Here is a 25,134-nt window from a genome sequence, read left to right as displayed (position 1 = left end):
TCGTGTTCATGAAGGGGCTTGAAAGCGCCTGGTACAACGGCGCCCGCTGGCCGGTGCTGCTGACGCCGCTTGAAATGCTGTACAAGCGTATTGCGGATCGCCGTCGTCAGGCTTATCACAGCGGTCGGCGTGAAATCTGGGCGTCGCCGGTACCGGTCATCGTTGTCGGTAACATCACGGTAGGCGGTACCGGCAAATCACCCTTGACCGCATGGCTCGGGCGCTGGCTGCAGGATCAGGGCTGGGCGCCCGGCATCATTTCACGCGGCTACGGTGGCCACGCGCCGCGCTATCCCTTCTATGTCAGCGAAAACAGTGACGTGGCCCATGCCGGCGATGAGCCCGTCATGCTGGCCCAGCAGACACATCTGCCTGTCGTGGTAGACCCGGATCGTCCGCGTGCCGCGCGCAAGCTGATTGCTGCCGGCTGCAATATTTTGCTCTCCGATGACGGGCTGCAGCATCACGCGCTGGGGCGGGATATCGAGCTGGTAGTGGTCGATGGCGCTCGCGGATTCGGTAACGGTCGTTGTCTGCCGGCAGGGCCATTGCGTGAGCCGCTTTCCCGGCTGGCGGAAGTGGATGCCGTTATCTCCAACGGCGATCTGCAGGCGCCGGAGGCTGTCGCGCAGTACACCATGTCCCTGGTGCCCAGTGCCTGGCGTCATCTCAACGACGGTGTTTGCTATAGTATCGAGGCCCGGCCGTTTGACGGGCGAGTCCATGCCATTGCCGGCATCGGTAATCCGCAGCGTTTTTTCAAAACGCTCGAGACGCTGGATGTGGCATTCGATCAGCACCCGTTGCCGGACCACCATCGATTTTCGGCGCAGGATGTGCGTTTTTCCGATAATCGCCCGGTGGTCATGACGGCCAAGGATGCCGTCAAGTGTCGCCCCTTTGCCAACGAACGATGCTGGTCACTGGATGTTGAAGCGCGCCCCGAGCCGGCACTGATCGAGTGGCTGGCAGCGCGTCTTGAAAAACTCTGATGCAGGAGAAAGAAATGGACCAGGAACTGCTTGCCATGCTGGTGTGCCCCGAAAGTGGTGGAAAGCTCGAATACAATCGCGACAGCGGCGAGCTATTGTGTCGCGAAAGCGGATTGGCCTATCCCATCACGGATGGTATTCCCGTCATGCTGGTCAGCCGTGCCCGTCGCCTGAGCGTTGAAGAGGCGCTCGGCAAGGCGCAGGGGACATCGGCGGCGTCATGAGTCAGGCCTTTACCGTTGTTATTCCGGCCCGATTTGCCTCACAGCGCCTGCCCGGCAAGCCTTTGCTGGATATTGCCGGCAGGCCCATGATCGAGCATGTCTGGCAGCGTGCCGTGGCATCAGGGGCCACTCGTGTGCTGATTGCCACCGATCATGAACGGATCGCTGACGTCGCTCGTGCTTTTGGAGCCGAGGTGGTGATGACACGGGAAGACCACGTCAACGGCACCTCACGCCTGACAGAGGTCATCGACAAACTGGGGCTCGAGGATTCGGCCTGTATCGTCAACGTTCAGGGCGATGAGCCGTTGCTGCCCAGCAGCCTGATCGATCAGGTGGCGGCATCACTGCAGGGTGACGAGAGTGCGGCCATGGCAACGCTTGCAGAGCCGATTACCGATCGAGCGACCCTGATGCGTGCCAGCGTGGTCAAGGTGGTCCGTAACCATCAGGGGCGCGCTCTTTATTTTTCACGCGCCCCCATCCCCTGGGATCGTGATCGCTTTGATCCGTCAGTCTCCGAACCGATGGAGGATGGTCACAATCCAGGCGAGGGCTGGCTGCGACATATCGGTATTTACGCCTATCGCGCATCCTTTCTGCGTGATTACCAAACACTTCCGATAGCGCCCGTGGAGGCCTGCGAGCAGCTTGAGCAGTTGCGGGCGCTTTATCACGGTCATGCCATTTCCGTTGCCGTGGCCACCGAGCAGTATCCCGCCGGTGTGGATACGCCCGAGGATCTGGCGCGCGTACGCGAATGGCTGACAAGGAGATCAGATTGACTCGAGTCCTGTTCGTCTGCCTGGGGAACATCTGTCGTTCTCCCATGGCCGAAGGTATTTTTCGTCAAATGGTACATCAGTCGGGGCTCGACGCCCGAATCGAGACGGATTCCTGCGGTGTGGGCGACTATCACGTGGGAGAGCCGCCCGACCCGCGGGCCATGCGTGAAGCGCAGCAGCGCGATGTTGATATCACCGAGCTGCGTGGCCGCGTGGTTCGTCGGGATGATTTTGACCGCTTTGATTACATTCTCTGCATGGATGGCGACAACCTTGAGGCCCTGCAGAAAATGGCGCCCGACAGCGGCCAAGCGCACGTGGGCCTTTTGATGGATTTCGCCAGTGAAGATACCGGTACGGAAATTGGTGATCCCTACTTCGGCAATACCGACAATTTCGGACGAGTGGCCGATCAGATCACTGCCGGCTGCCAGGGGCTTATCGAACGGCTAAAACGCGGGGAAGCATCGGATTGAAGATGCACTACGGCGTTGGCCTTCAGTCATACAACACGCTGGGTTTTGAGGCCACGGCCCGAGCGCTGGCCGAAGCCGATTCCCTGCTTTCCCTCCAGCGCGTTCTCGCCGCGGGCCGGCCGCGATTCGACCGCGTTATCCCGTTGGGGGGCGGCAGCAATCTGGTCATGAAGCCTCGTATTGACGCTCTGGTGGTGCGCTACACGGGGCGGCGCATCTGGCAGGAAAGCGTCAACGAACATGAGGCGCTCTGGCATGTTGAAGCGGGCGTGAACTGGCACGCGCTGGTCGAGGAAACCGCTGGCAGCGGCTGGTGGGGTATCGAGAATCTGGCATTGATTCCGGGCTCGGTGGGGGCGGCTCCCATTCAAAACATCGGCGCCTATGGCAGCGAAATCGGTGACGTGATCGAAAGTGTGCATGTCGTGCACATCGAGGATGGTCGCTACGAAATTATTGACCATGCTGGATGTGATTTCGGCTACCGGCACAGTGTTTTCAAGACCGCGCTGGCCGGCAGGGTCGTGATTGTCAAAGTGGTATTAAGGCTCGATCGCAAGGGGTATGCGCGACTGGGCTATGGCGATCTTGCCGCTCGTTTGCCGGTCGCGCCCGGGCCCTTTGATGTCGTCACTGCGGTGGCTGACATGCGCCGGGAGAAACTGCCTGACCCACAGTTACTCGGTAATGCAGGCAGTTTTTTCAAAAACCCGGTGGTGTCGCGGGAGCAGGCCGAAAGGCTGACAACGCAGTGGCCTGCAATGCCGGTCTGGAAGACGGCGCAGGGTGCCAAACTGGCGGCTGGCTGGTTGATCGACCAGTGTGGCTGGAAGGGCTATTGCAGCCATGGCGTGGGGGTTCATCAAAAGCAGGCACTGGTACTGGTACATTACGGTGGCGCCAGTGTAAAGGACCTGCTGGAACTGGCCGAGCGCATTCGACATTCCGTTGATGCGCGTTTTGGCGTCACGCTTGAAATGGAGCCCGGCATCATCGGAGAGTAGCGTTTCAGAGCCTTTCAGAACCGGCGGCATAATAAAAGGCCCGCTCCATTGGAGCGGGCCTTTTTCATGCAGGCTTTGCGTTATTCACCCGAAGACTGGTTTTCACGCTGTTCGCGCTGCTGCTGGCGACGACGCTCACGCGGGTCATTGTGCGCACGGCGGCGCTGACGCTTTTGAGAGTCAGTCTCCTTTGCAGGCGTTTCGCCTTTTACCAAAGCGCTATCAGAGCCTGTCGCCTTGTCAGCGTCTTTATCAGCCGCAGGCTTGTTACTGGTAGCGGCAGTCGCGATGCCTTCACGCTTGCTGTCTTCCTTGCCGGTGGTGGCCTCGGGTTGCGCAGATCTACCGGCATCAGCGGCGGCAGGCTTGTCGGCGCTTTTGGTAGCAGTGGTACCGGTTGCCTGGCTTGACGCCTGATCGGCTTCGGAGGTGATCGCGCCTTTCGGTGCGGCCTTTTCCGTGCCCTTGTCACGTGCCGTCACGCTTTGCTTGTTGATGTCGCGTGCCGGGGCTTCGTTTGAAGCCTTTGCCGCTACAGGTGCATCGGCGGCTTCTCGAGAAACCAGATGCGGCTGCTCACGCGGCGTTGCCTCGCTTGCTACGGGAGCCTTGCCGGCATCAACATTTTCTTTCTTTGCATCGGGTTTCGCATCAGCCGAAGAGTGCTTGTCGGCGCTTCCATCTGCTTTTTCGGTTTCTTTGGCAGATGTCGAAGCAGCATCAGGCCCGGATTGTTTCTCGGCCTTTTTACCTGTTGCCTCGGTAGTCGGCTTGTCTGATGCGACAGCAGCGCTTTCACCGGGAGCCTTTTGCCTGACCGCCTCGGATGCTTCGCTTGATGACTTGAGGGCAGCATCCTTGCTTTTGTCAGCGGCATTTTCTGTTGCTGCGACGCTGGATTGCGCCGCTGTGGCAGACCGACCGGTTTTCGCATCCTGCTGATCCGAAGTGCTTTCAGAGGTCGACGAGTCACGGCCGAAGGTGGCGCTAACCGATTTTCGACCGGCTCCCGGCGCCTTCTCGTCAGAAGCTGGCGCTTTCTCGCCAGAAGCCGCTGCTTTTTTATCAAAAGCGGGCGCATTTTCCTTCGCAGAAGATGCGTTTTTCGAGTCGGCAGTGTCCTTTGTGGCAGCGATATCTGCCTCTTTCGAGGTAGGCGCATCACTGGACTGCGATGTCGACGTTTCTGGGACGGTGTTGGCCGTTTTATTGCCGGAAGCTGCTTCCCCGGTCTGTGCCAGCCCATCAGCACCGGCAGTTTCCGCGGTCCGGTTTTCTTCAGCCTGCAGGCGCTCCTGCTCTGCAACGGCCTCCGGGTTCAGGGCCTGCTTGCGGCTGCGCTGACGCGGATTGTTGCGAGTACGACGAGGCTTGCCATCATCACCATCCTGAGACTGAGCAGGAGACTGTTGCGTCGGCTCGGCCTGCGCGCTTTCCGTTTTGGCAGGCGCGTCGGCTGCGGGCTTTTTACGCTCGCTGTCGTCACGTGATTTTTCGGGGCCCTTGTCTACTGCAGCGCTTTGCTGACGCTTGTCGCCGCGATCGGGGGCGGCGTTATCGCCCCTGGATGGCGTACCATTTTGCTGACGCTTGTCATTGCGATCGCTGGCAGCGCTGTCACCCTTGTCAGAGGCACCGTTTTGCTGGCGCTTGTCGTTGCGCCCGCCGGTATTATCGCTCTTGTCTGAATCGCGTGACGGCCGGTCACGACGATTTTTGTCGTCACGTCCCTTGTCGGAAGATGTACGCTTGTCGTTGCGAGCGTTTTTGCTTGTGGTGCTGTCATCGCGTTTGGCGCTGTCGCGACGGCTGTTACGCTGTTCGCCGCTGTCCGAAGAAGCTTTCTGTTCCTCTCTTGCTGCGGTGTCCTGAGCAGAAGATGGCTGCTTTTCGGTGCGTGTGGCCGGTTGAGTGCTTTCCTTGCGGGGCTGGTCGCTTTGAGACGGGGTGCTGGCAGTTTCCTGCTTGCTGGTGCTCTCGTCACTGCCCATCAGGCGATTGAAGCCTTTCATGAGACGGTTCAAAAAGCCCGACGGCTCTTCGTTGGCCGGCTCGGCAGCGGCAGTCGGCTCGGGGGCCGGCGTGCGATGCGCAACGGAACGTACGGCAGCCTCGGCACGCTTGACGGGCTTGCGATAGGTTTCGCTTTCGTCTTCGGGCGCCTCGAAATCGTCTGACAGCTCAAAGCTTGAACGTGCCGCTTCTTCGGGGTCGACCTGATCGTCGCGATAGCGCTGAACATCGTAGTGCGGTGTTTCAAGTTCAGGCTGCGGCAGCAGCATGACGCGCACACCCTGGCGACGCTCGATATCGGCAAGGACGTTACGCTTTTCATTAAGCAGGTAGGTGGCGACCGGTACCGGCAGCATGGCGCGGATCTGCGAGCTGCGATCCTTCATCGCTTCTTCTTCGATCAGGCGCATGATCGACAGCGAAAGGGAGCGAACATCTCGAATGGTGCCCTGACCGTTGCAGCGCGGACATACCACACCGCTGGTTTCACCCAGTGAAGGCCGAAGGCGCTGGCGTGACATCTCCATCAGGCCGAAACGCGAGATCCGACCGATCTGTACGCGAGCGCGGTCAAGTTTCAGGGCGTCACGAACGCGGTTTTCGACTTCGCGCTGGTTGCGGGCAGGGGACATGTCGATGAAATCGATCACCACCAGACCGCCGATATCGCGCAGGCGCAGCTGACGGGCAATTTCGTCGGCCGCTTCCACGTTGGTCTGCAGTGCGGTCTCCTCGATGTCGCCGCCCTTGGTGGCGCGCGAGGAGTTAATGTCGATGGATACCAGTGCTTCGGTATGGTCGATGACGACAGAGCCGCCCGAGGGCAGTTTGACTTCACGCTCGTAGGCCGTCTCGATCTGAGATTCGATCTGGAAACGAGAGAAGAGGGGCACATCATCGTTATACAGCTTGATCTTTTGCTGATACGAGGGCATGACCTGCTTGACGAAATTGAGCGCTTCTTCATGCACGTCAACGTGGTCAATCAAGACCTCGCCAATGTCCTGGCGCAGGTAGTCGCGCATGGCGCGGATGATAACGTTGGATTCGCGATAGATCAGGAAGGGGGCCGAACGCTTGCCGGCTTCTTCGGTAATGGTTTCCCAGACCTGTACCAGATAGTCCAGGTCCCACTGCAACTCCTCAGAGGAGCGACCGATGCCGGCGGTACGCACAATCACGCCCATCTTTTCGGGCATGGTGAGCTGGCTCATGGCTTCTTTCAGCTCGGTGCGCTCATCGCCTTCGATGCGACGCGAGATGCCGCCTGCCCGCGGGTTGTTGGGCATCAGTACCAGAAAGCGACCGGCCAGGCTGATAAAGGTGGTCAGTGCTGCGCCCTTGTTGCCGCGCTCTTCCTTGTCGACCTGGACAATGACTTCCTGGCCTTCCTTGATGACTTCCCGAATATTGGGTCGGCCGTTACCGGAAGGTTCCTTCGAGAAGTATTCGCGCGAAATTTCCTTGAGCGGCAAAAAGCCATGGCGGTCGGCGCCGAAATCAACAAAGGCGGCTTCAAGGCTGGGCTCGACCCGGGTGATACGGCCGCGATAGATGTTGGCCTTTTTTTGTTCCCGGGCACCGGATTCGATGTCGAGGTCGTAAAGTCTTTGACCATCGACCAGCGCGACTCTCAGCTCTTCAGGCTGCGTCGCGTTGATAAGCATGCGTTTCATGTTGTCTCACTGACTAAGCGTACCGCCAGACAAATGCCGTGCCACAGTCGTTATCAACCCCTAAGGTCGATCGACTGTCGCGCCGGGCATCGGTACAGCCGAATCGCGGGCCAGAGTGTTTGTGCTCAGCGCATGTCTACAAGTATGTTTCAATTTCCTGGGCGCCATACAGACGTGCCCGGAAAAGGCTTCATGATCATGTTGAGTACGTGACCGCCTGAAGACATGTCGCGGCAGCATGGTTGCTTAACCGGTCTTCCAGTGGGGCGGTCACACCTGATGGCCATCAATTCGACAGCACCGGCTTTCGGTACGGAAATGGTTTATCCCGTGATGCGAAATCCGGGTACTTCAATACTGCCAGGTGCCGGGTAAATATCCTCCGGCGACTGTTCTGTTGCTTCGGCCTGCGTGTCATCTGATGCAGGCGCTGTCAGGTCTTTCAAACCTTAAGGAAGCCCCCGGAATATAACAGTAAACCCATGTGCCCACAATCGGGGCCATCGCCACGTTATTTCGCTACAATGCCGGCCCTTACAGCAGGTAAAAGAGGAAATTAACATGGCCGAGGGGCGTGGCGTTCAGTGGCTTGAAATCGATGAACATCATGATGGACAGCGACTGGATAATTTTCTTCTTGCCCATCTCAAGGGCGCGCCTCGCACCCTGATCTATCGGATCATTCGCCGCGGTGAAGTACGCATTAACGGAGGGCGTGGCAAGGCGAGCCGGCGTCTGATCAAGGGAGATCGGGTGCGGGTGCCGCCGTTGCGCCTGACCCCCCAGGAGGCTGTACAAGAGGTCAGCGATAATCTGCGCCATGTCATCACAAACAGCCTTTTAAAGGAAACGCCGGACTGGATGGTGTTCAACAAGCCTTCCGGGCTTGCCGTGCACGGTGGCAGCGGCGTCAAGATCGGGCTCATCGAAGCTCTGCGTCAGATTCGTGATGACCTGCCTTATCTTGAGCTGGTGCATCGGTTGGATCGCGATACGTCCGGATGCCTGTTGGTGGCAAAATCCCGTAGTGCGCTCAACTTTCTCAGCGATGAGCTGCGTCAGCACCGAATGCAAAAGCATTATATGGCACTGGTAGAAGGGGCGTGGCCGGTCGAGCGCCATGAGGTCGATGCGCCGCTTTTGCGCTTTGAGCTGGCCAACGGCGAACGGCGTGTAAGGGTGGACGCCGCTGGCAAGGCCTCCAGGACACGCTTTACGCTCGTTGAATCCCTGAAGGGTGCCTCGCTTGTGGAGGCAGAACCCGTCACGGGGCGTACCCATCAGATTCGCGTACATGCCGGCCATGCCGGCCACCCTCTGCTGGGGGATACCAAATATGGCAGTACCAGCGGAGAGCGTCTGGCCACACGCTGTGAGCTGTCTCGCCTTTTTCTGCATGCGCGAATGCTTGGGTTCACTGACCCCGCCTCGGAACAGCTCGTCCAGCTGCATGCTCCCCTGAGTGATGATTTGCAGAATGTGCTGGCACGCCTTCGCTAACAAATGCCGCCGATGCAGGCGGTCCATCGATGGGTAGGTTAAAAGGAGCACGGCAGCGATGCGGTATCGTCTGATCATCTTTGACTGGGATGGCACGCTCATGGATTCGGCAGATCGAATCGTGAATTGCATGCAACGGGCAGGAGACGATGTGGGCTGGCCTGCACTGAGCGACGAGGCCGTGCGAGATATTATCGGTCTCGGCCTGCCTGAAGCCATTGCCCGGCTGTGTCCCGGCATTGAGGGCGAGCGGGCCGAGCAGCTTCGCAAACGCTACTCACATCATTTCGTGACCGCTGAAAAGGAAGGGCCTGCCTTGCCGTTTTTTGACGGTGTGGAAGAGGGGATCTCCCGCCTGCGGGCAATGTCTGACCTGAAACTTGCCGTGGCTACCGGCAAGAGCCGCCGGGGGCTGGATCGAATTTTTATCGAGCGCGATTGCGGTCACTGGTTTGATGACAGTCGCACAGCGGATCTGACTCGCTCGAAACCCGATCCGCTCATGCTGACCGAGCTGCTTCAAACGCTGGATGTCGCTCTCGAAGAGGCTGTCATGATCGGTGACAGTGTCCATGACATGGGCATGGCGCAGGCGCTGGGCATGGATCGGGTCGCTGTCACCTGGGGTGTGCACAATGCACAGCAGCTGGGAGATTTTTCACCCGTTAGCGTGGTGCACAATTTCCATGAACTGATGTCGTGGCTGGCGCCGACGGCCTGTCGGCACACAGGGAGCGGGATGCATGAGTGATCAAAAAGATCGATGGACGGGGCGCGACATGACAGACGCCGAGGCGACGGCTGAAGACCCTGCTCGGGTAAGCGAATCCCGTGAGGCGATCATGGAGCGGTGGTTGCTCGAAATGGTGCGCGAGCAGCGTCGAAGCCGTCGTTGGAAAATTTTCTTTCGTCTGCTGTTCTGGGGCTTCTGGATTGCGGTGGCGGCCATCGTGGCCTTCATGATGACAGGAGATCGGGAGTCGCTGGTAGGCAACCGGGTCGGAGTCGTCAAGGTGGAAGGGGTCATCGATAGTCGCTCGCCGGCCAGTGCCGAAAGGGTCATCCGAGGGCTGAACAATGCCTGGCGGGGCTCGGATACGGCGGTGGTGTTGCAGATCAACAGTCCTGGCGGCTCTCCGGTACAGTCGCAGCGCATCTATGACGAGATTCGCCGTCTTCGCAGCACCGATGACAAGCCCATTATCGCTGTCATCGAGGACATCGGCGCCAGCGGTGCCTACTATATCGCCTCCGCGGCGGACGAGATTTATGCGGCGCCGGCCAGTCTTGTCGGATCCATCGGCGTGGTTTACTCGGGATTCGGCCTTGAAGGCGCGATAGACAAGTTGGGCGTTGAGCGGCGTGTATTCACCGCCGGTGAAAACAAGGACATGCTCGATCCGTTTCAGCCCGTCAACGAGGAGCAGCGCCGCTTCTGGCAGCACGTCCTTGATCAGACGCATGATCAGTTCATCAATGCTGTTAAAGCCGGCCGCGGGGATCGCCTGTCGGATGATCCGGCACTTTTCTCGGGTCTGGTATGGACCGGGGAGGAGGCTGCTGACAAGGGGCTGACGGATGGTCTTAAAAGCGTTGATGATATCGCACGCGATATGACCGGTAGTGCCGAAACCACGGACTACACCCAGAGCGGCGATCCACTCGAGCAGATCTCGCGCCACTTTGGTCGGGTGGCCGCCCAGTATATGGGAATCGATCTGCAGACCAGCGAGTCGCCTGTTCGTCTGCGCTGATCCGCGGGGCGATGTGTCGTTTAAAAGGGCTTACGCTTGGAGTAGCGGGTTGGTGCCGGCATCGCGCAGTAACCGACAAAGGGCGATGAGTGGGAGGCCGATCAGCGCGCTGGGATCGGTGGTTTCGATGCCGTCAAAAAGCGCCATGCCCAGTTTTTCCATGTAAAAGCCGCCGGCGCTGTCGATGGCCGGCTCTTTTCTGACATAGCCTTCGATTTCGCATGGATCAAGCGTGCGCATGTCCACGCTCGTAAGATCGACGTGAATGGCGCAGTGATGGCGACGTGTGTCCAGCAGGGCAACGCCTGTAAAAAAGCTGACCCGCTGCCCGGAAAACCGCTCCAGTTGCCTGCGCGCGCCGTCGATGGTACCGGGCTTTCCCAGTCGCTCGTTATCGATGCTGGCCACCTGGTCGCTACCGATAATGAGATGGTGGGGATAGTGCTCTGCCAGGGCACAGGCCTTTTCACGCGACAAACGCTCGGCCAGCCCGTGTGGCGTTTCACCCTCCCGGGGTGTTTCATCGATATCGGGGGCGTGGCAATGAAAGGGCAGACCAAGACGGTCCAGCAGTTCGCGGCGCGAACCGGAGCCGGAGGCAAGAACGAGCAGGGACATCATTTCTCCTGAAACTTGTGTCGGAGCAGAAAGGCAGGGCCGTTATTTAAAACAGTGTCTGTTGCTTCAAGTGTATTGTTTGCAACAACTCTTTTGACACTTTCACGGACAATCCCTATTATTGCGCGCCTATGTCAACCACGCGACTACCCAAAACGGTCGAGCCCTATCGGCTTGCTGCCAGCGGCGAACGTCTGGAAGGGAGAATTCTTCTCTCTGCCATGCCTCGTATCGTCGATGCTATCGGTCGGCAGGAGGTGGAATGTCATATCGTCATGACGTTTGATCTCGATGCCCAGCGACAGCATTACATCGAAGGCTCATTTGCTGCCGATGTCGAAATGCCCTGTCAGCGATGCCTGCAGGCCATGCCGGTTCATCTTGAAAGCACCTTTCTGCTTGGCATGGTGACCAGCGATGAGCGTGCAGCAACGCTGCCGGCACGCTATGAGCCGGTGCTCGTGGAAGACGAACATCTGGATCTGCTGCCGGTTGTCGAGGACGAACTGCTTCTGACACTGCCGCAGGTGGTCTATCACGATGAAGCGGATTGCGCCGTTTCTCGCGATTCGCTGCAAAGCGGTGACGAAGTCGAGCCAACGCCGGCGCGAGCCGATAACCCGTTCAGTGTGCTTCGTTCCCTGAAGGATCACTGAGTCATTTCTGACGTTACGTTACAACCGGAGACAACCCCATGGCTGTCCAAAAGAATCGCAAGTCTCGTTCCAAGCGCGGTATGCGTCGTGCCCACGATGCGCTGACCGCTCCGACGCTGTCCCAGGACAAGGAAACCGGTACTACTCACCTCCGTCACCATGTCGCACCGGACGGATACTATCGTGGCCGCAAGGTCATCGACGTCGAAGAATAAATGGTTCGGGCGATGCCGCCCTTGCGTATCGCCATCGACGCCATGGGCGGGGATTACGGTCCCCGCGCCACTGTTCCCGGAGCAGCACTTGCACTGGCGCAAAGACCCGAGGTCAGCGTCACGCTCTATGGCAGACGTCATCTGCTTGATGTCGAACTCTCCCGTTTGCCCGTCTCCCTTGCTCATGTCCGCGCCCGCATCAATCTTGTTGAAGCCGGTGACAGCCTTCCCGCTGGCATGACGCCCTCGCGACTCCTGCGCGATGCCCCTTTCGGTAGTCTCCATGCAAGCCTTGTCGCACTGCGCAATGATGAAGCCAGCGCCTGCGTCAGCGGTGAGCATACCGGTGCCATCATGGCGCTGGCACGACGTGACGTTGGCATGCTGGACAGCGTTGCTCGCCCGGCCATCAGTGCGGCCATACCCACTGCCTCTAATAGACCCTGTTACATGCTCGACCTGGGCGCCAATGTGGATGCTAGGCCCGAGCATCTTGTGGACTTCGCGTTCATGGGCGCTGCCATGGTCAGGCTGGTAGACGGTGTCTGTCTTCCGCGTGTGGGGCTTTTGAATGTGGGCACCGAAAGCGGCAGGGGAGAGCGTCGCGTACGGGAAGCCGACGCGCTGCTTCGCGGTGTCGATCACACCCATTTTGAATATATCGGCTACGTGGAAGGTGATGCCCTTTTTGCCGGCACCACGGATGTCGCGGTCTGTGATGGCATGGTGGGCAACATTGCGCTCAAAAGCAGTGAAGGGCTGGCGCGCATGCTGGCGATGCGTCTTCAAACCGGATTCAAAACCGGTTTATATGCACGTATGGCAGGGCGTCTGGCCGCGCCCGTGCTGCGTCGTTTTCTGCAGGAACTCAATCCGGTGCGTTACAATGGCGCCAGTTTTCTGGGGCTCAGAGCCACCGTGATAAAAAGCCATGGCGGTGCACAAGCCGAAGGCTTTGCCTATGCTGTGCGCCGTGCCGTGGATGAGGCAGCAATGAATTTGCCGCACAGACTGATGTCATAAGGTCATTTCGTGTGGCGAAGCCGAAAGCGAGCCGGCATCATGGTCCTTTATGAAGCTTCGCTTATTCAATCTTCAATGAGTTAGTACAGGTGAATCAGATGAGCAATGCCCTCGCCCTGGTCTTTCCCGGTCAGGGTTCTCAGCAGCTGGGCATGCTGCGAGAGCTCGCCGAACGCTATAGCGTGGTGAGAACGACTTTTGAGGAAGCCTCCGACGCGCTGGGATACGATCTCTGGCACGTAACGCAGGAAGGTCCCGAGTCGGCGCTCAATACCACTGCCTGCACCCAGCCGGCACTGCTGACTGCCAGCGTGGCCATCTGGCGTGTCTGGCAGGAGCTTGAGGGCCCGCGACCAACGGCCATGGCCGGACACAGCCTTGGAGAGTACAGTGCACTGGTCTGTGCCGGTGCCATGAGTTTTGCCGATGGCGTTCGACTGGTGCGTCTGCGCGGTGAAGCCATGCAGGACGCTGTGCCGGCAGGTCAGGGCGGCATGGCCGCCATACTGGGGCTTGATGATGATGTCGTGGAAGCGGTCTGTGAGCAGGCGGCTCAGGGCAGTGTTGTCTCGGCTGTCAATTACAACTCGCCCGGCCAGGTCGTCATCGCCGGCGAAAAGGCAGCGGTCGAACGTGCCATCGTTTTGTGTCAGGAGCGCGGCGCCCGTCGTGCCATGCCGCTGCCGGTGTCGGTACCTTCGCATTGCGCGCTGATGAAGCCTGCTGCAGAACGCCTCGAGCAGGCCATGGCGGATATCGATCTGCGCCAGCCGCGCTATCGTGTTATCCAGAATGTGGATGCCGCCTGGCACGACGATCTTGATACCATTAGGGCGTGTCTGGTACAGCAGCTCTATCGCCCGGTCCTCTGGACACGATGCGTGGAAGCACTGTCCGGGCAGGGTGCCGGCGTCTTTATCGAGTGTGGCCCCGGCAAGGTATTGACCGGGCTGGGCAAGCGAATCGCACGCCAGAGCCGCGGTTTGGCCGTCAACGACCCCGAATCGCTTGCAGCCGCTATCGAGCTGGCAAAAGAGATGCCGGAGAGTCAGTAACGGCATTTCAATGAGCATGACAAGACATCAAGCCCAAAAGGGACGGTAAGCATGAGTGAAGCAAGAGTGGCACTGGTTACCGGTGCAACACGTGGCATTGGTCAGGCCATTGCTCGTGAGCTGGGTCGACAGGGCCATACGGTCATTGGTACGGCGACCAGTGAAGACGGTGCGCGCCGCATTGAGGATGATCTCGCCGCGCATTCGATCACCGGTGCGGGCATGGTGCTCAACGTGACCGACAGCGACGCCATCGATCAGGTGCTCAAGGAGATTGGCGAGCGTTTCGGTGCGCCGCTGATTCTGGTCAACAATGCCGGTATCACTCGTGATAACCTGTTGATGCGCATGAAGGATAACGAATGGGATGAGGTTCTGGATACCAACCTCACCTCGGTCTATCGTGTTTCAAAGGCCTGCATGAAGGCAATGACTCGCGCACGCTTTGGTCGCATCATCAATATCAGTTCCGTTGTCGCGACACTGGGCAATGCAGGGCAGAGTAACTATGCTGCGGCAAAGGCCGGCATGGAAGGGTTTACTCGTTCACTGGCGCGCGAGCTTGCCTCACGCAATGTTACCGTCAATGCAGTAGCGCCGGGTTTTATTGCAACCGACATGACCAGTGATCTGCCGGAGAAACACAAGGAATCATTGCTGAATCAGATTCCGCTGTCGCGCTTGGGGCAACCCGAAGAAATTGCAGCGGCGGCGTGTTTTCTGACCAGTGATGTCGCCGGGTATATCACCGGTGAAACGCTGCATGTCAATGGCGGCATGAACATGCGCTAGAGCCGGCAAAGGACGTTGTTGCGTCCAAGAAAGACGGTCTATAAACTACCGCCAGTTTTGATCTGGCGACTCGTAAACCAGGAGTGATGATAAATGAGTACCATCGAAGAGCGCGTTAAAAAAGTTGTTGCCGAACGTTTGAACGTCAAGGAAGAAGAGATCCAGAACAGCTCTTCCTTCACTGAAGATCTGGGCGCCGACTCGCTCGACACAGTGGAACTGGTAATGGCTCTCGAAGAGGAATTTGATACCGAAATTCCCGACGAAGAAGCTGAAAAGATCACGACCGTGCAGGAAGCGATCGACTACATCGTCGCTCATCAGTAAGTTTCTGGCGCGATCCGGCCCTTCGGGGCAGGGTTGACCTGTAAAGCCGCCCCATTCGGGAGCGGCTTTATTTTTAAATAAAATTGACCGGTAGACAGTACAGGCTGCGCCGGGCCTTTCAAGCTGAACCATCAAGGGTATATCAGTCAGAGACCGCACCGGCAGAATCGGTATAATGGCCACGATATATCTTGCAGCAGGCGGTCGGGTATCCAGCAGGAATTCAGGCTCTCGAGCGCACTTATCTGTCTTTTTTGGAGGAAAAACGATGCCTCGCAGAAGGGTCGTGGTGACCGGCATCGGTCTGGTAACACCGGTAGGTAATACGACTGATGCCACCTGGGATAGTATCAAGGCCGGCAAAAGCGGTATCGGATCGATCGAGCACTTTGATGCCAGTGGTTTGAATACGCGTTTCAGCGGCGCTGTAAAGGGATTTGATCCGGCCCCCTGGTTCAATCCTAAGGATGCCAAGAAGATGGATCTTTTCATCCAGTATGGCATTGCAGCTTCCGTACAGGCCGTTCAGAACTCGGGAATTACCTGTAGCGAAGAAAACGCGCATCGCATCGGGGTTGCCATCGGTTCGGGCATCGGTGGATTGCCGATGATCGAAACCAATCATCAGTCGCTGTTGAAGTCGGGTGCTCGCCGCATTTCTCCCTTTTTTGTTCCCGGCTCGATCATCAACATGATCGCCGGGAACCTGGCCATCCAGTTTGGCTTTCGTGGTCCCAACATTGCCATTACGACGGCCTGTACGTCCGGAACACACAATATTGGCTATGGGGCTCGCACGATTGCCTATGGCGATGCCGATGTCATGGTGTGTGGCGGTGCCGAAATGGCCAGTACACCGTTGGGTGTCGGCGGATTTTCCGCGGCACGCGCGCTTTCAACCCGTAACGATGACCCGCAGGCAGCCAGTCGCCCGTGGGATCGCGATCGTGACGGGTTTGTACTCTCCGATGGTGCCGGGATACTGGTGCTGGAAGAGTATGAACACGCCAGAGCACGCGGTGCCGATATCCTGGCGGAATGTGCCGGGTTCGGCATGAGCGACGATGCCTGGCACATGACAGCGCCGCCCAGCGATGGCGCAGGCGCTGCCCTTGCCATGAGCAATGCCATTCGCGATGCCGGGCTTGATCCTTCAAGCATTGACTACATCAATGCCCATGGTACTTCCACAATGGTGGGTGACGTGGCCGAAAGCCTTGCCATCGAGAAGGTGCTGGGTGCGTCTGCTCGTGATGTTGCCATTAGTTCGACCAAGTCGATGATCGGTCACCTGCTGGGTGCCGCCGGCGCGGTTGAAGCGGCGTTTTCCATTCTTGCACTGCGCGATCAGGTCGCACCGCCGACCATCAATCTGGACAACCCCGATGAGCAGTGCCGTCTGGATTATGTGCCGCATACCGCACGCGAAATGAAAATCGAGCATGCGCTGTCGAACTCATTCGGTTTTGGCGGTACCAACGGCTCGCTGGTGTTTTCGCGAATCTAATGGCGTCAACATGACGGACAGGGATGAAAGCGAGTCAACCGTGCCCCTGACGGATCGCGGACTGGCCTACGGTGACGGTCTGTTTGAAACCGTGCTGGTCCGAGAGGGCGTTCCAATGCTCTGGAACGAGCACTGCGAGCGTTTGGCGCAGGGGGCGCATCGACTGGGCTTTGAGGCCCCTTCGCGGCAGTGGCTTGATACGCTGGCTGCACGTGCGCCGGACGGTGACCATGTGCTCAAGATCATGCTCACACGCGGTAGTGGCGGGCGCGGTTATCGTCCACCAGTGCCGTCCGAGCCGCGTTGCCGCTGGCAGTTCATGCCCTTTACACCCCTTGTCGAGCGCTGGAATACGGGGGTGGATGTTCGGCTCTGCCGTCTACAGCTTGCGCGTCAGCCTGCGCTGGCCGGTATCAAGCATCTCAACCGGCTGGAAAACGTGCTGGCACGTCAGGAGTGGCACGACGAGGCCATCGCCGAAGGCATTTTGCTCAACGACCGTGATCATCCCATTGAAGCCACTGCCATGAACCTGGCCTGGTTTGATCAGGGCCGATGGTGGACGCCTGCACTAAACGAATGTGGCGTGGAAGGAACGCTGCGTCGCGCGCTGGTCGAAAGCGGTCATTTGACGGTTGTAGAGCACGCGCCGCTTTCCCGGCTGCTGGCGTCGCAGAGTACCTGTCTTTTTAATTCGGTGCAGGGACTGTGGCCGGTCGTGACGTGTCACGATTCGGACAGCCAGCATGCGCTTGCGCAGTGGGGTATCGATGCATCGGTACGTCGTCTCCAGCATAAGGCGCACACTCTGCTGGGCCATCCCATCACTTTCCCAACTTCCTGATCAGGGTTTCATGCATGCGATGGTTAAAGGGTGTACTTCTGGCACTGATCATCATGGCGGCTGCCGTTGGTGGCGGCTGGCTCTGGTGGCAGCACAAGCTGGACACACCGATTGCCCTGCAATCTTCTGAAATCTACGAGGTGCGCCCCGGTATGGGGGCCAGACAGATCATCGACGAGCTGCACGAGCGCGGCATTATTGACGAGCGCTGGCCCTACAAACTGCTTGGCGTGGTTGATCCCGCGCGTTTGAGGGCGCTGCGTGCCGGCGAGTTCGAGCTGTTGCCCGACATGAATGCGCATGCGTTGCTGGGCAAGCTTTCCAGCAACGATGTCGTTCGACATCGATTGACCATTCCGGAAGGGCGTACCTTCGCCCAGATGCGCCAGATCCTGAATCAGGCCGAGCCGCTTGTGCACGACACCCGGGACATGAGCGATGAAGAAATCATGGCCGCGCTTGGTGAAACAGGAGAGTTTCCCGAAGGCTGGTTCTTTCCGGACACCTATCAGTGGCACAAGGGCACCACCGACATTGAACTGTTTCAGCGCGCCCATGACAGAATGGTCAATACCCTTGACGAGATCTGGGCCGATCGTCAGCCGGATCTTCCGATCGATAGCCCCTACGAGGCGCTGATTCTGGCCTCGTTGATCGAAAAGGAAACCGGTGCGCCTGCCGAGCGTACCCGTATTGCCGGCGTGTTCGTTCGCCGTCTGGAAAAGGGAATGCGCCTTCAAACGGATCCGACTGTGATCTACGGGCTGGGGCAGGCTTATAGCGGCTCGTTGACGCGTGCGGATCTGACCCGATCCACTCGGTGGAACACCTACGTCATCAGCGGGCTGCCGCCAACCCCCATTGCCATGCCCGGGCGCGCCTCCCTTGAGGCTGCCGTCAACCCGGCAGAAGGTGACGAGCTCTACTTTGTCTCCAAAGGCAACGGCGAACATCAGTTTTCCGCCACGCTCGAAGAACATAATGCGGCGGTGCGTCGCTATATTCTCAACCGTTGAGAGACGTCATGATTCAGCCAGGCCGTTTTATTACTCTGGAGGGAGGAGAGGGTGCCGGAAAAAGCACCAACCTCTCCTTCGTTCGTGACTATCTCCAGAATCGGGGCATCCGCGTTGTTACCACACGCGAGCCCGGCGGCACGCCCATGGCAGAGCGCATTCGGGCGCTGCTGCTCGCCGGTGACGAGCAGGACCCGCTCGACGATCTGACAGAACTGCTGCTGGTATTTGCTGCGCGCGCCCAGCATCTATCCCGGGTCATCCGCCCTGCACTTGCCCGGGGAGAGTGGGTCATCAGTGACCGCTTTACCGATGCCACCTTTGCCTATCAGGGCAGTGCCCGTGGTATCGACGGCGATCGCATTGCCTCACTCGAGCAGTTCGTCCAGCAGGGGCTGACACCGGATATCACGCTCTGGCTGGATATGCCGGTCGAGCATGCCGCCGACCGCCTGGCCGCACGGGGCGGAGAGCGCGACCGCTTTGAACGCGAGCGCGGCGATTTCTTTGAGCGGGTGCGCCAGGGGTATCGAATGCGTGCCGAACAGGCCCCCGAGCGCATTGCCGCTGTCGATGCCGCGCAGCCGCTTGAGCAGGTGCAGCGCGATATTGCCATGTTGCTGGATCAACAGCTCAACTCATGGAACTGACGCCCTGGCCCTGGCAAACAGGCATCTGGCAGCGCCTCACAGCGCTGGCGGATGAATCCCGTCTACCTCATGCGCTCATGCTGACCGGCCCTTCAGGGCTGGGAAAGGAGCGTCTGGCGCAGGCATTGATCGCCCGGCAGCTCTGTCAGACACCCCGGGACAGCGCCTGTGGCAAATGCCACGCCTGCCAGATGCTGATGTCGGGATACCATCCTGATCTTCTCGAGATTCTGCCTGCCGAACGGGGCAAGCAGATTCGTATCGATGCCATTCGCGACATCAACGCCTTTGCGTCACAGACGGCGCAGCAGGGGGGGTATCGCGTGATTCATCTGGCGCCGGCCGAGTCGATGACCGTAGCCGCCTCCAACGCACTGCTGAAAAGTCTGGAAGAGCCGGGCAACAACACGCTGTTTGTCCTGCAAAGCGATATTCCCTCCCGCACGCTGCCGACCATTCGCAGCCGCTGTCAGCAGTGGTCGCATCCTCAGCCTGCGCGTGATGAGGCGCTTGCCTGGCTGACCGAGGCGCTTGATGATCGGGAACAGGCCGAATTCTGGTGGCAGGTCGCCGGTGGCCGTCCACTTTTGGCACGTGATCTGGCCGCCCCCGAGGCCCGGCAGTTGCGTCAGGAGCTGCGCGAGCTTTTTGAGTTGCTGGTGCGCGGCGGGGACCCGGTCGCAGAAGCCGCACGTCTGGACAAACAGGCGCTGGCCGACATCCTTTGGCATGGCGTGCTCTGGCTCGAGGATCTGATTCGTCTCGGCGTGTCCGGCGATATGGACAGCGTACGCAATCGTGACCTTCTGCCGCTTTACCAGCAGGCCATCAAGAACGCACGCGTGCGTGACTGGTTTCGACTGCTCGATTACGCCCATGAGCAGCGGCGTCTGCTGGCCGGAGGCGGTAATCCCAATGCCCAGCTGGTCATCGAATCCTGGCTGATTCGCTGGTCGGCGCTTTTGCGCTCCTGAGACGCCGCGCAACTTTTGCCGCCGGCGGCCGATAACAGGTCCATTATTTTCCCGGTGGGAGGTTCTCATGAGTGGGCGAGCACTGTCTTTTACGTTTAACGATACCAACGCACTCAAGGCAGCATGGATGCCGATTCTTGAGCGCGGCGGTCTGTTTGTCCCTACGCCGGTGCGTCATCATCTGGGTCAACGGGTCTACCTGCTGCTGACGCTGCCTGATGAACACGACGCGCGTCCGGCATCGGGAATCGTTGCCTGGCTGTCGCCTTCAGGAGGCGCTGGCCAGCGCAGTGGCGGTGTTGGCGTTCATCTTGATGCCGAAGAGCATGCCCTGCGTGAACACATCGAGTCACTGCTGGCCTGAACGGGCCGACCATCATTGCTTTGGATCGATGAGAGTATTATACCGTTATCTTTCTGTTTGAGCTCATCGAAAATATATCTTTCGCCCCCTAAAAGTCAGTGATCTGCGATAATACCCGGTCTGCATATCTACAACCGGGTAAGTTTTAATGAGCCAGTCAGCCGAACAATTGTCATGGCCTTCGGTACTGATCGATTCCCACTGTCATCTTGATCGCCTTGAGCCTGCAAGCGGCGAAGTGGACGCCGTTCTTGCGCGCGCTCGCGAGGCCGGTGTGCGCGGCTTTCTGGCGGTCGCCACTAATCTGGAAGGCATGCCGTCACTGGCAGAGATCGGGCGTCGCCATGATGATGTCTTTTACGGTGTCGGTATTCACCCGATGCAGATTCTTGAGAGCGAACCCACGTTTGAAGAGATCAAGGACTGCATCGAGCGATTCGAACCGGTCGCTGTCGGCGAAATCGGTCTGGATTTTCAGACAGACGAGCAGGGGGCGCTTCGTGTTCCGAGAGAGACTCAGCTGACCCGCTTTGAGCGTCATTTGCGCGCTGCCCGTGAGGCCGAGCTGCCGGTCAGTGTTCATACGCGCGCTGCGCGTGAAGAAACGCTTGAGATGATCGAGCAGCATCTTGACCCGAACGTTGGCGGGGTACTGCACTGTTTCACCGAAGATCTGGATATGGCGCGTCGGGCCGTGGCCCACGGTTTCATGATTTCGCTGTCCGGTATCGTCACCTTTGCCAGTGCTGAGAACGTCCGCGCGCTGGCCCGGGCGCTGCCGCTTGATCGGCTGCTGCTGGAAACCGACAGCCCCTGGCTGTCGCCGGTGCCCTACAGAGGGCGCCCCAATGAGCCGGCGCGTGTACTGGAAGTGGCCCGTGTCATTGCCAATGAGCGCAACATCAGTCTGGATGAAGTGGCCATGCAGACCACGGCCAACTTCCACCGTCTGTTCCGTCGGGCCACGCCCATCCACGACGATGCACGATTTGCAACTGCCTGAGGAGTCTGCCATGTCACTGGAAAGGCTGCTGACGGTTCAAACGGATGATCAGCCCCTGCCACTGGAAAGCTGGCATCCGACCCTGTCGGGTGAGCTGGACATACGGGTGGATCGACAGGGCGTCTGGTGGCACGAGGGCGCGGCGGTCGAACATCCACGCGTACTGCGAACCCTGTCGCGCCTGCTGCGCCGCGAGTCGGACGGGCATCACTATCTGGTCACGCCGGTCGAAAAGTGGCGAATCCGTGTCGAGGATTGTCCGCTTTTGATCGTGGACGCTGCCTGTCAGTCGCTGGCCGGTGGCAATCCGTGCTGGGTTCTGACCACCCAGACCGGAGAGCACGCGACATTGAACGGTGACTGTCATCTGGTCCTCGACGAGGCCACCGACATTCCGCGGGTCAGCCTGCGTCACGGTCTTTCGGCGCGGCTGTCACGCCAGTGCTGGTACTATCTCGTCGAGCAGGCCGAGTGTCTTGAAGACGCTCAGGGCCACCTGCACATGGGCATTTATAGTCAGGGGCACTGGCACGCTCTGGGGGCGCCAATGGATGCCGGCGATCTTCAAACGCCATCATGACGCTGACCGAACAACAGCAGGCCGTGGTTCATCATGGCAACGGCCATGCGCGGGTGTTTGCCGTGGCCGGTGCCGGCAAGACATCAACCATGGTGGCCCGGGTGCTTCATCTCATGGCGGTGGGGACATCGCCCGATCGAATTCTGGTTTTGATGTTCAATCGCGCCGCACGCGAGGATTTTGCGGCGCGCCTTCGCAGGCTGGCCCCTTCCGGCAGCCGACTGCCGCAGGTACGTACCTTTCACTCCATCGGCCACCGGCTGGGGCAGAGCCTGATGCGCTGGGGCGCTCTGCCGCCGCGTCGGTTGATCGAAGGGGAGTGGCAGCGAGAGCGTCTGGCCCGTCAGGTACTTCAACAGCTGCTGGCTGATGAGCCTGCCCAGCTGGCGCTGTCACTGGAAGAAGAGCGTATCGAGGCGCTGCTGCAGTTCTGTGATCTGGTCAAATCAGAATGCCTGTCACCTGCCAGACTCCACGAGCAGGGCGACTACGGCGCGGATACCGAGCACTTTGTGCCGACCTTTCTGGAGATGGAACGCCAGATGCATGACCAGGGCGTCATGACCTATGCCGATCTGCTCTATCGACCCCTGCGCGCGCTGATTCGTGACGACGTCTCGCGCGAGCGCATTCAGGGCCGTCTTGATCACATCATTGTCGATGAGTATCAGGACATTAACGAGGTGCAGCTGCGTCTTCTATCGATGCTGGCGGGCAACAGCGCCAGCGTCATGGCTGTAGGAGATGCCAATCAGTGCATCTATGAGTGGCGCGGCGCGCGCCCGGATGCCATGAATGCCCGCTTTGGCGAACTTTTCGCCACACCGACCGACTATCCCTTGAGCTGGACCTTTCGTCACGGCCACGCCGTCTCCCTGATGGCCAACCATGTCATTCGCGCCAATAAGGGCGCTGCCGATCAGCTCACGCTGTCGGCGCCGGACAACCCGGCAACACAGGTCGAGTGCGACAGCGACAATGCGCGGCTGGTGCGCCTGCTGCAGGAGTGGCAGGAACAGGGGCGCGATCTGAAGGAGTGCGCGGTACTGGTGCGCAGCTGGTCACTCAGCGTGCCCGTACAGCTGCGGCTGCTGCGGGAAAACATTCCCTTTCAGCTGGGGCAGCAGGACCGTTTCGTGTTTCGATTGCCGCTGGTCCGGGCGCTGGCCGGCTATTTGGAACTGACCCGACGTCCGGCGCTTTTAAGTGACAGTGAGCATCTTTTGATGCTTTACAGCCAGCCCAGTGCCTTTGTCAGCCAGGAGCGGCTGGGGCCGCTGACGGCAGAGCTTGCACGCACCGGCCGCTGGCCCGAGCAGCACATTGTGCTGGATGGCCTGAAGCCCTTTCAGCGGCGACATCTCAAAAAGCGCTGGGCACTGTTGCAGAAGCTGCCTTCCATGCGCGATCAGGCGCCGGCCGATGTGCTCTCGCATGTGGTCGACACGCTGGAGGCCGAAAAGCTTCTGCGCCGTGCCGCTGCCCGGCGTGACAAGGGCGAGGAGGACATTCGCCTTCTGGATGTTCTGATTGAACAGGCCGGGGAGCTGGCCGATGACCCGGAGGCCTTCATTGCGCTGCTCAAAAATCCCGTCATCAATCAGGAGCAGGGCGTGCTGCTCTCGACCATTCACGGCGCCAAGGGGCTCGAGTGGCCGATGGTCGTGCTGGCGGGGCTCAACGAGGAGGATTTTCCGCTTTATTCCAGAGAGAATCCGCTCACGCCCCGAGCGCTGGAAGAAGAACGACGGCTTTTTTACGTCGGCATTACCCGGGCACGTGAGCGGCTGCTGCTGCTGCCGGACCCGGCGCCCCACCGCGCCAGTCGATTTATCGAGGAAGCCGCCTGGGAAGACAGCCTCAAAACCACCCGTGCCATAGCGGACGAGCACGATGCCGCCCCCGGTGTACGCGACCCGTCGCTGGTCAACCGCTATCTTGACGGTATCGGCATGGAGGCCTCGTTTCGCGCCAGTACCGGAGGCAGGGCGCCGGCGGTGCTGTCCCGGTTTGATGACTGGCAGCCCGGTGAGCAGGTGCGTCACGCCGTATTTGGTGAGGGGCGCATCGAGCTGGTTGAAGGCGAGCGCGAGCGCTGTGTGCTGGAAGTCATGTTTCATCGGGCCGGCCGTCGCCGACTTATTGCTTCACGCGCGCCGATCGAGCGCGTCAGTTAAATCCAGGGAGTTTCCATGACCACTGCACTGACAGACGTCACAACACTTCTGATGTGGCAGCGCGACAGCACACCGCTGGTGATTCTTGACTGTCGGGCGCGCCTGGATGACCCCCAGGCGGCTTCACGGCTCTATCAGCAGGGCCATCTGCCCGGCGCATTGCTGGCCGACATGGATCAGGCTCTTTCCGCGCCGCCGGGCGGGGCCAGGGGCGGGCGCCACCCGCTGCCGGCACCTGAAACCTGGCAAAAGACCCTGCAGGGCTGGGGCATCACGCCCGACACCCGAGTGGTCGTCTATGACGATCTGGGCGGACAGCTGGCCGCGGCGCGTGCCTGGTGGATGCTGCACTGGGCCGGTCACGACAACGTGTTCGTCCTCAACGGCGGCATTCAGGTGTGGCAGGCCGTCGGCGGGGCGCTGGAGCACGATACTCCCGAGTCGCCAGCCTCCAGCGACTGGCAGTGTGATTTCCAGCACCAGATGGTGGCCAGTGCCGATGATGTGGCCGAAGGCGATGCCCTGCTGCTGGACGCCAGGCCGCCGGTGCGCTATCGCGGCGAGAGCGAGCCGATCGATCAGGCGGCCGGCCACATTCCCGGCGCTGTCAACGTACCGGGCGCCTCGCTGCTGGATGACAACAACTGCCTGACTGAAAGCGAGGCGCTGGAGCAGCTGATACCGGCTACCGGCCAGTCCAGCATCGCCTACTGTGGCTCCGGCATTTCCGCTTGCATGATCGTTCTGGCCCACGCGGCACTGGGTCGGCCACTGCCACGACTCTATCCGGGCTCGTGGAGTGAGTGGAGCCGCGACCCCGCTCGGCCTGTTGCGACCGATACCAGCGCGCCGACAGTCTGATCAAGGGCTGCAAAACATGAAAGGGCCCCGATGTGTTCCGACATCGGG

26 protein-coding genes are annotated in these 25,134 nt (G+C 59.6%); 24 read left to right on the top strand and 2 right to left on the bottom strand.

All coding sequences use genetic code 11. The annotated features are described in order from the left end of the window. Window positions 1-8: 8 nt before the first annotated feature. The 5 genes from lpxK to murB are packed head-to-tail and all read left to right on the top strand — an operon-like array spanning window position 9 to window position 3,481. Entirely contained in the window at window positions 9-992 is a 984-nt protein-coding gene (gene lpxK, locus ACS92L_RS05415) for a tetraacyldisaccharide 4'-kinase (RefSeq protein ID WP_438767552.1), read from the top strand. A gap of 14 nt (window positions 993-1,006) precedes the next feature. Further along, a complete protein-coding gene (locus tag ACS92L_RS05410) occupies window positions 1,007-1,216 on the top strand; it encodes a Trm112 family protein (protein ID WP_438767551.1) in 210 nt (69 codons plus the stop codon). After that, window positions 1,213-2,001 carry a 3-deoxy-manno-octulosonate cytidylyltransferase gene (kdsB, locus tag ACS92L_RS05405; protein ID WP_438767549.1) on the top strand — a complete coding sequence of 263 codons (789 nt, stop codon included), beginning with the start codon at window positions 1,213-1,215 and terminating at the stop codon, window positions 1,999-2,001. The genes ACS92L_RS05410 and kdsB overlap by 4 nt, the downstream gene beginning before the upstream one ends. Further along, window positions 1,977-2,477: a low molecular weight protein-tyrosine-phosphatase gene (locus ACS92L_RS05400; protein WP_438767547.1), complete on the top strand. Its 501-nt coding sequence runs from the start codon at window positions 1,977-1,979 to the stop codon at window positions 2,475-2,477. The genes kdsB and ACS92L_RS05400 overlap by 25 nt, the downstream gene beginning before the upstream one ends. 2 nt (window positions 2,478-2,479) lie before the next feature. Beyond that, window positions 2,480-3,481: a UDP-N-acetylmuramate dehydrogenase gene (gene murB / locus ACS92L_RS05395; RefSeq protein WP_438767546.1), complete on the top strand. Its 1,002-nt coding sequence runs from the start codon at window positions 2,480-2,482 to the stop codon at window positions 3,479-3,481. Window positions 3,482-3,561: 80 nt separating this feature from the next. On the opposite strand, the gene rne is transcribed toward murB, so the two are convergent. Further along, window positions 3,562-7,170 carry a ribonuclease E gene (gene rne, locus ACS92L_RS05390; RefSeq protein WP_438767544.1) on the bottom strand — a complete coding sequence of 1,203 codons (3,609 nt, stop codon included), beginning with the start codon at window positions 7,168-7,170 and terminating at the stop codon, window positions 3,562-3,564. A gap of 561 nt (window positions 7,171-7,731) precedes the next feature. Between rne and ACS92L_RS05385 the strand changes: the two genes are divergently transcribed. The 3 genes from ACS92L_RS05385 to sppA are packed head-to-tail and all read left to right on the top strand — an operon-like array spanning window position 7,732 to window position 10,424. Next, on the top strand, window positions 7,732-8,670 hold the full coding sequence (locus ACS92L_RS05385) for an RluA family pseudouridine synthase (protein ID WP_438767542.1): 939 nt from the start codon (window positions 7,732-7,734) through the stop codon (window positions 8,668-8,670). 58 nt (window positions 8,671-8,728) lie between these two features. Continuing rightward, the gene (locus ACS92L_RS05380; RefSeq protein ID WP_438767540.1) at window positions 8,729-9,421 is read left to right on the top strand and encodes an HAD family hydrolase; all 693 of its coding nucleotides are present in this window, start codon (window positions 8,729-8,731) and stop codon (window positions 9,419-9,421) included. After that, window positions 9,414-10,424 carry a signal peptide peptidase SppA gene (gene sppA, locus ACS92L_RS05375; RefSeq protein ID WP_438767538.1) on the top strand — a complete coding sequence of 337 codons (1,011 nt, stop codon included), beginning with the start codon at window positions 9,414-9,416 and terminating at the stop codon, window positions 10,422-10,424. Before ACS92L_RS05380 ends, sppA begins: the two co-directional genes overlap by 8 nt. Before the next feature lie 30 nt (window positions 10,425-10,454). Here sppA and ACS92L_RS05370 read toward each other — a convergent pair whose 3' ends face one another. Beyond that, window positions 10,455-11,042 carry a Maf family protein gene (locus tag ACS92L_RS05370; RefSeq protein ID WP_438767536.1) on the bottom strand — a complete coding sequence of 196 codons (588 nt, stop codon included), beginning with the start codon at window positions 11,040-11,042 and terminating at the stop codon, window positions 10,455-10,457. Window positions 11,043-11,173: 131 nt separating this feature from the next. On the opposite strand from ACS92L_RS05370, the gene ACS92L_RS05365 reads away from it, so the two are divergent. The 16 genes from ACS92L_RS05365 (at window position 11,174) to ACS92L_RS05290 (ending at window position 25,086) form a co-directional block, all read left to right on the top strand. Further along, window positions 11,174-11,698 carry a YceD family protein gene (locus tag ACS92L_RS05365; protein ID WP_438767534.1) on the top strand — a complete coding sequence of 175 codons (525 nt, stop codon included), beginning with the start codon at window positions 11,174-11,176 and terminating at the stop codon, window positions 11,696-11,698. A gap of 38 nt (window positions 11,699-11,736) precedes the next feature. Further along, on the top strand, window positions 11,737-11,913 hold the full coding sequence (gene rpmF / locus ACS92L_RS05360; protein ID WP_115853021.1) for a 50S ribosomal protein L32: 177 nt from the start codon (window positions 11,737-11,739) through the stop codon (window positions 11,911-11,913). 21 nt (window positions 11,914-11,934) lie between these two features. Continuing rightward, on the top strand, window positions 11,935-12,936 hold the full coding sequence (plsX, locus tag ACS92L_RS05355; RefSeq protein ID WP_438767532.1) for a phosphate acyltransferase PlsX: 1,002 nt from the start codon (window positions 11,935-11,937) through the stop codon (window positions 12,934-12,936). A 98-nt stretch (window positions 12,937-13,034) separates the two neighbouring features. Then, window positions 13,035-13,991 carry an ACP S-malonyltransferase gene (fabD, locus tag ACS92L_RS05350; RefSeq protein ID WP_438767530.1) on the top strand — a complete coding sequence of 319 codons (957 nt, stop codon included), beginning with the start codon at window positions 13,035-13,037 and terminating at the stop codon, window positions 13,989-13,991. Between the two features lie 51 nt (window positions 13,992-14,042). Then, a complete protein-coding gene (gene fabG / locus ACS92L_RS05345) occupies window positions 14,043-14,783 on the top strand; it encodes a 3-oxoacyl-ACP reductase FabG (protein WP_438767529.1) in 741 nt (246 codons plus the stop codon). Window positions 14,784-14,876: 93 nt separating this feature from the next. Then, on the top strand, window positions 14,877-15,110 hold the full coding sequence (gene acpP, locus ACS92L_RS05340) for an acyl carrier protein (RefSeq protein WP_019951639.1): 234 nt from the start codon (window positions 14,877-14,879) through the stop codon (window positions 15,108-15,110). Between the two features lie 268 nt (window positions 15,111-15,378). Beyond that, window positions 15,379-16,617 (top strand): beta-ketoacyl-ACP synthase II, encoded by a 1,239-nt coding sequence (gene fabF, locus ACS92L_RS05335; RefSeq protein ID WP_438767528.1) that lies wholly within the window; start codon window positions 15,379-15,381, stop codon window positions 16,615-16,617. Between the two features lie 10 nt (window positions 16,618-16,627). Further along, window positions 16,628-17,461 carry an aminodeoxychorismate lyase gene (gene pabC / locus ACS92L_RS05330; protein ID WP_438767526.1) on the top strand — a complete coding sequence of 278 codons (834 nt, stop codon included), beginning with the start codon at window positions 16,628-16,630 and terminating at the stop codon, window positions 17,459-17,461. A 14-nt stretch (window positions 17,462-17,475) separates the two neighbouring features. Continuing rightward, window positions 17,476-18,477: an endolytic transglycosylase MltG gene (mltG, locus tag ACS92L_RS05325; RefSeq protein ID WP_438767524.1), complete on the top strand. Its 1,002-nt coding sequence runs from the start codon at window positions 17,476-17,478 to the stop codon at window positions 18,475-18,477. Window positions 18,478-18,485: 8 nt separating this feature from the next. Then, on the top strand, window positions 18,486-19,127 hold the full coding sequence (tmk, locus tag ACS92L_RS05320; protein ID WP_438767521.1) for a dTMP kinase: 642 nt from the start codon (window positions 18,486-18,488) through the stop codon (window positions 19,125-19,127). Beyond that, the gene (locus ACS92L_RS05315) at window positions 19,118-20,101 is read left to right on the top strand and encodes a DNA polymerase III subunit delta' (RefSeq protein WP_438767518.1); all 984 of its coding nucleotides are present in this window, start codon (window positions 19,118-19,120) and stop codon (window positions 20,099-20,101) included. Before tmk ends, ACS92L_RS05315 begins: the two co-directional genes overlap by 10 nt. Window positions 20,102-20,168: 67 nt before the next feature. Continuing rightward, the gene (locus ACS92L_RS05310; protein WP_438767516.1) at window positions 20,169-20,465 is read left to right on the top strand and encodes a PilZ domain-containing protein; all 297 of its coding nucleotides are present in this window, start codon (window positions 20,169-20,171) and stop codon (window positions 20,463-20,465) included. A gap of 148 nt (window positions 20,466-20,613) precedes the next feature. Continuing rightward, the gene (locus tag ACS92L_RS05305; protein ID WP_438767514.1) at window positions 20,614-21,468 is read left to right on the top strand and encodes a TatD family hydrolase; all 855 of its coding nucleotides are present in this window, start codon (window positions 20,614-20,616) and stop codon (window positions 21,466-21,468) included. 10 nt (window positions 21,469-21,478) lie between these two features. Next, window positions 21,479-22,048, top strand: coding sequence for a DUF1285 domain-containing protein (locus ACS92L_RS05300; RefSeq protein WP_438767511.1), 570 nt, complete (start codon window positions 21,479-21,481; stop codon window positions 22,046-22,048). Then, entirely contained in the window at window positions 22,045-24,225 is a 2,181-nt protein-coding gene (locus ACS92L_RS05295; protein WP_438767510.1) for an ATP-dependent helicase, read from the top strand. The genes ACS92L_RS05300 and ACS92L_RS05295 overlap by 4 nt, the downstream gene beginning before the upstream one ends. Before the next feature lie 15 nt (window positions 24,226-24,240). Continuing rightward, window positions 24,241-25,086: a sulfurtransferase gene (locus ACS92L_RS05290; RefSeq protein WP_438767509.1), complete on the top strand. Its 846-nt coding sequence runs from the start codon at window positions 24,241-24,243 to the stop codon at window positions 25,084-25,086. The last annotated feature ends 48 nt before the right edge of the window (window positions 25,087-25,134 follow it).

This window comes from Kushneria halocnemicola, assembly GCF_965650455.1.
Classification (GTDB): Bacteria; Pseudomonadota; Gammaproteobacteria; order Pseudomonadales; family Halomonadaceae; genus Kushneria.
Note: the sequence above shows the minus strand (reverse complement) of the source record. Positions and strands in the feature narration are given on the sequence as shown.

Excerpts from the sequence above, each read along its gene's own strand:
- lpxK (WP_438767552.1), top strand. The coding sequence starts at position 9 with ATGAAGGGGCTTGAAAGCGCCTGGTACAACGGCGCCCGCTGGCCGGTG.
- ACS92L_RS05410 (WP_438767551.1), top strand. The coding sequence starts at position 1,007 with ATGGACCAGGAACTGCTTGCCATGCTGGTGTGCCCCGAAAGTGGTGGA.
- kdsB (WP_438767549.1), top strand. The coding sequence starts at position 1,213 with ATGAGTCAGGCCTTTACCGTTGTTATTCCGGCCCGATTTGCCTCACAG.
- ACS92L_RS05400 (WP_438767547.1), top strand. The coding sequence starts at position 1,977 with ATGGCTGACAAGGAGATCAGATTGACTCGAGTCCTGTTCGTCTGCCTG.
- murB (WP_438767546.1), top strand. The coding sequence starts at position 2,480 with ATGCACTACGGCGTTGGCCTTCAGTCATACAACACGCTGGGTTTTGAG.
- rne (WP_438767544.1), bottom strand. The coding sequence starts at position 7,170 with ATGAAACGCATGCTTATCAACGCGACGCAGCCTGAAGAGCTGAGAGTC.
- ACS92L_RS05385 (WP_438767542.1), top strand. The coding sequence starts at position 7,732 with ATGGCCGAGGGGCGTGGCGTTCAGTGGCTTGAAATCGATGAACATCAT.
- ACS92L_RS05380 (WP_438767540.1), top strand. The coding sequence starts at position 8,729 with ATGCGGTATCGTCTGATCATCTTTGACTGGGATGGCACGCTCATGGAT.
- sppA (WP_438767538.1), top strand. The coding sequence starts at position 9,414 with ATGAGTGATCAAAAAGATCGATGGACGGGGCGCGACATGACAGACGCC.
- ACS92L_RS05370 (WP_438767536.1), bottom strand. The coding sequence starts at position 11,042 with ATGTCCCTGCTCGTTCTTGCCTCCGGCTCCGGTTCGCGCCGCGAACTG.
- ACS92L_RS05365 (WP_438767534.1), top strand. The coding sequence starts at position 11,174 with ATGTCAACCACGCGACTACCCAAAACGGTCGAGCCCTATCGGCTTGCT.
- rpmF (WP_115853021.1), top strand. The coding sequence starts at position 11,737 with ATGGCTGTCCAAAAGAATCGCAAGTCTCGTTCCAAGCGCGGTATGCGT.
- fabD (WP_438767530.1), top strand. The coding sequence starts at position 13,035 with ATGAGCAATGCCCTCGCCCTGGTCTTTCCCGGTCAGGGTTCTCAGCAG.
- fabG (WP_438767529.1), top strand. The coding sequence starts at position 14,043 with ATGAGTGAAGCAAGAGTGGCACTGGTTACCGGTGCAACACGTGGCATT.
- acpP (WP_019951639.1), top strand. The coding sequence starts at position 14,877 with ATGAGTACCATCGAAGAGCGCGTTAAAAAAGTTGTTGCCGAACGTTTG.
- fabF (WP_438767528.1), top strand. The coding sequence starts at position 15,379 with ATGCCTCGCAGAAGGGTCGTGGTGACCGGCATCGGTCTGGTAACACCG.
- pabC (WP_438767526.1), top strand. The coding sequence starts at position 16,628 with ATGACGGACAGGGATGAAAGCGAGTCAACCGTGCCCCTGACGGATCGC.
- mltG (WP_438767524.1), top strand. The coding sequence starts at position 17,476 with ATGCGATGGTTAAAGGGTGTACTTCTGGCACTGATCATCATGGCGGCT.
- tmk (WP_438767521.1), top strand. The coding sequence starts at position 18,486 with ATGATTCAGCCAGGCCGTTTTATTACTCTGGAGGGAGGAGAGGGTGCC.
- ACS92L_RS05315 (WP_438767518.1), top strand. The coding sequence starts at position 19,118 with ATGGAACTGACGCCCTGGCCCTGGCAAACAGGCATCTGGCAGCGCCTC.
- ACS92L_RS05310 (WP_438767516.1), top strand. The coding sequence starts at position 20,169 with ATGAGTGGGCGAGCACTGTCTTTTACGTTTAACGATACCAACGCACTC.
- ACS92L_RS05305 (WP_438767514.1), top strand. The coding sequence starts at position 20,614 with ATGAGCCAGTCAGCCGAACAATTGTCATGGCCTTCGGTACTGATCGAT.
- ACS92L_RS05300 (WP_438767511.1), top strand. The coding sequence starts at position 21,479 with ATGTCACTGGAAAGGCTGCTGACGGTTCAAACGGATGATCAGCCCCTG.
- ACS92L_RS05295 (WP_438767510.1), top strand. The coding sequence starts at position 22,045 with ATGACGCTGACCGAACAACAGCAGGCCGTGGTTCATCATGGCAACGGC.
- ACS92L_RS05290 (WP_438767509.1), top strand. The coding sequence starts at position 24,241 with ATGACCACTGCACTGACAGACGTCACAACACTTCTGATGTGGCAGCGC.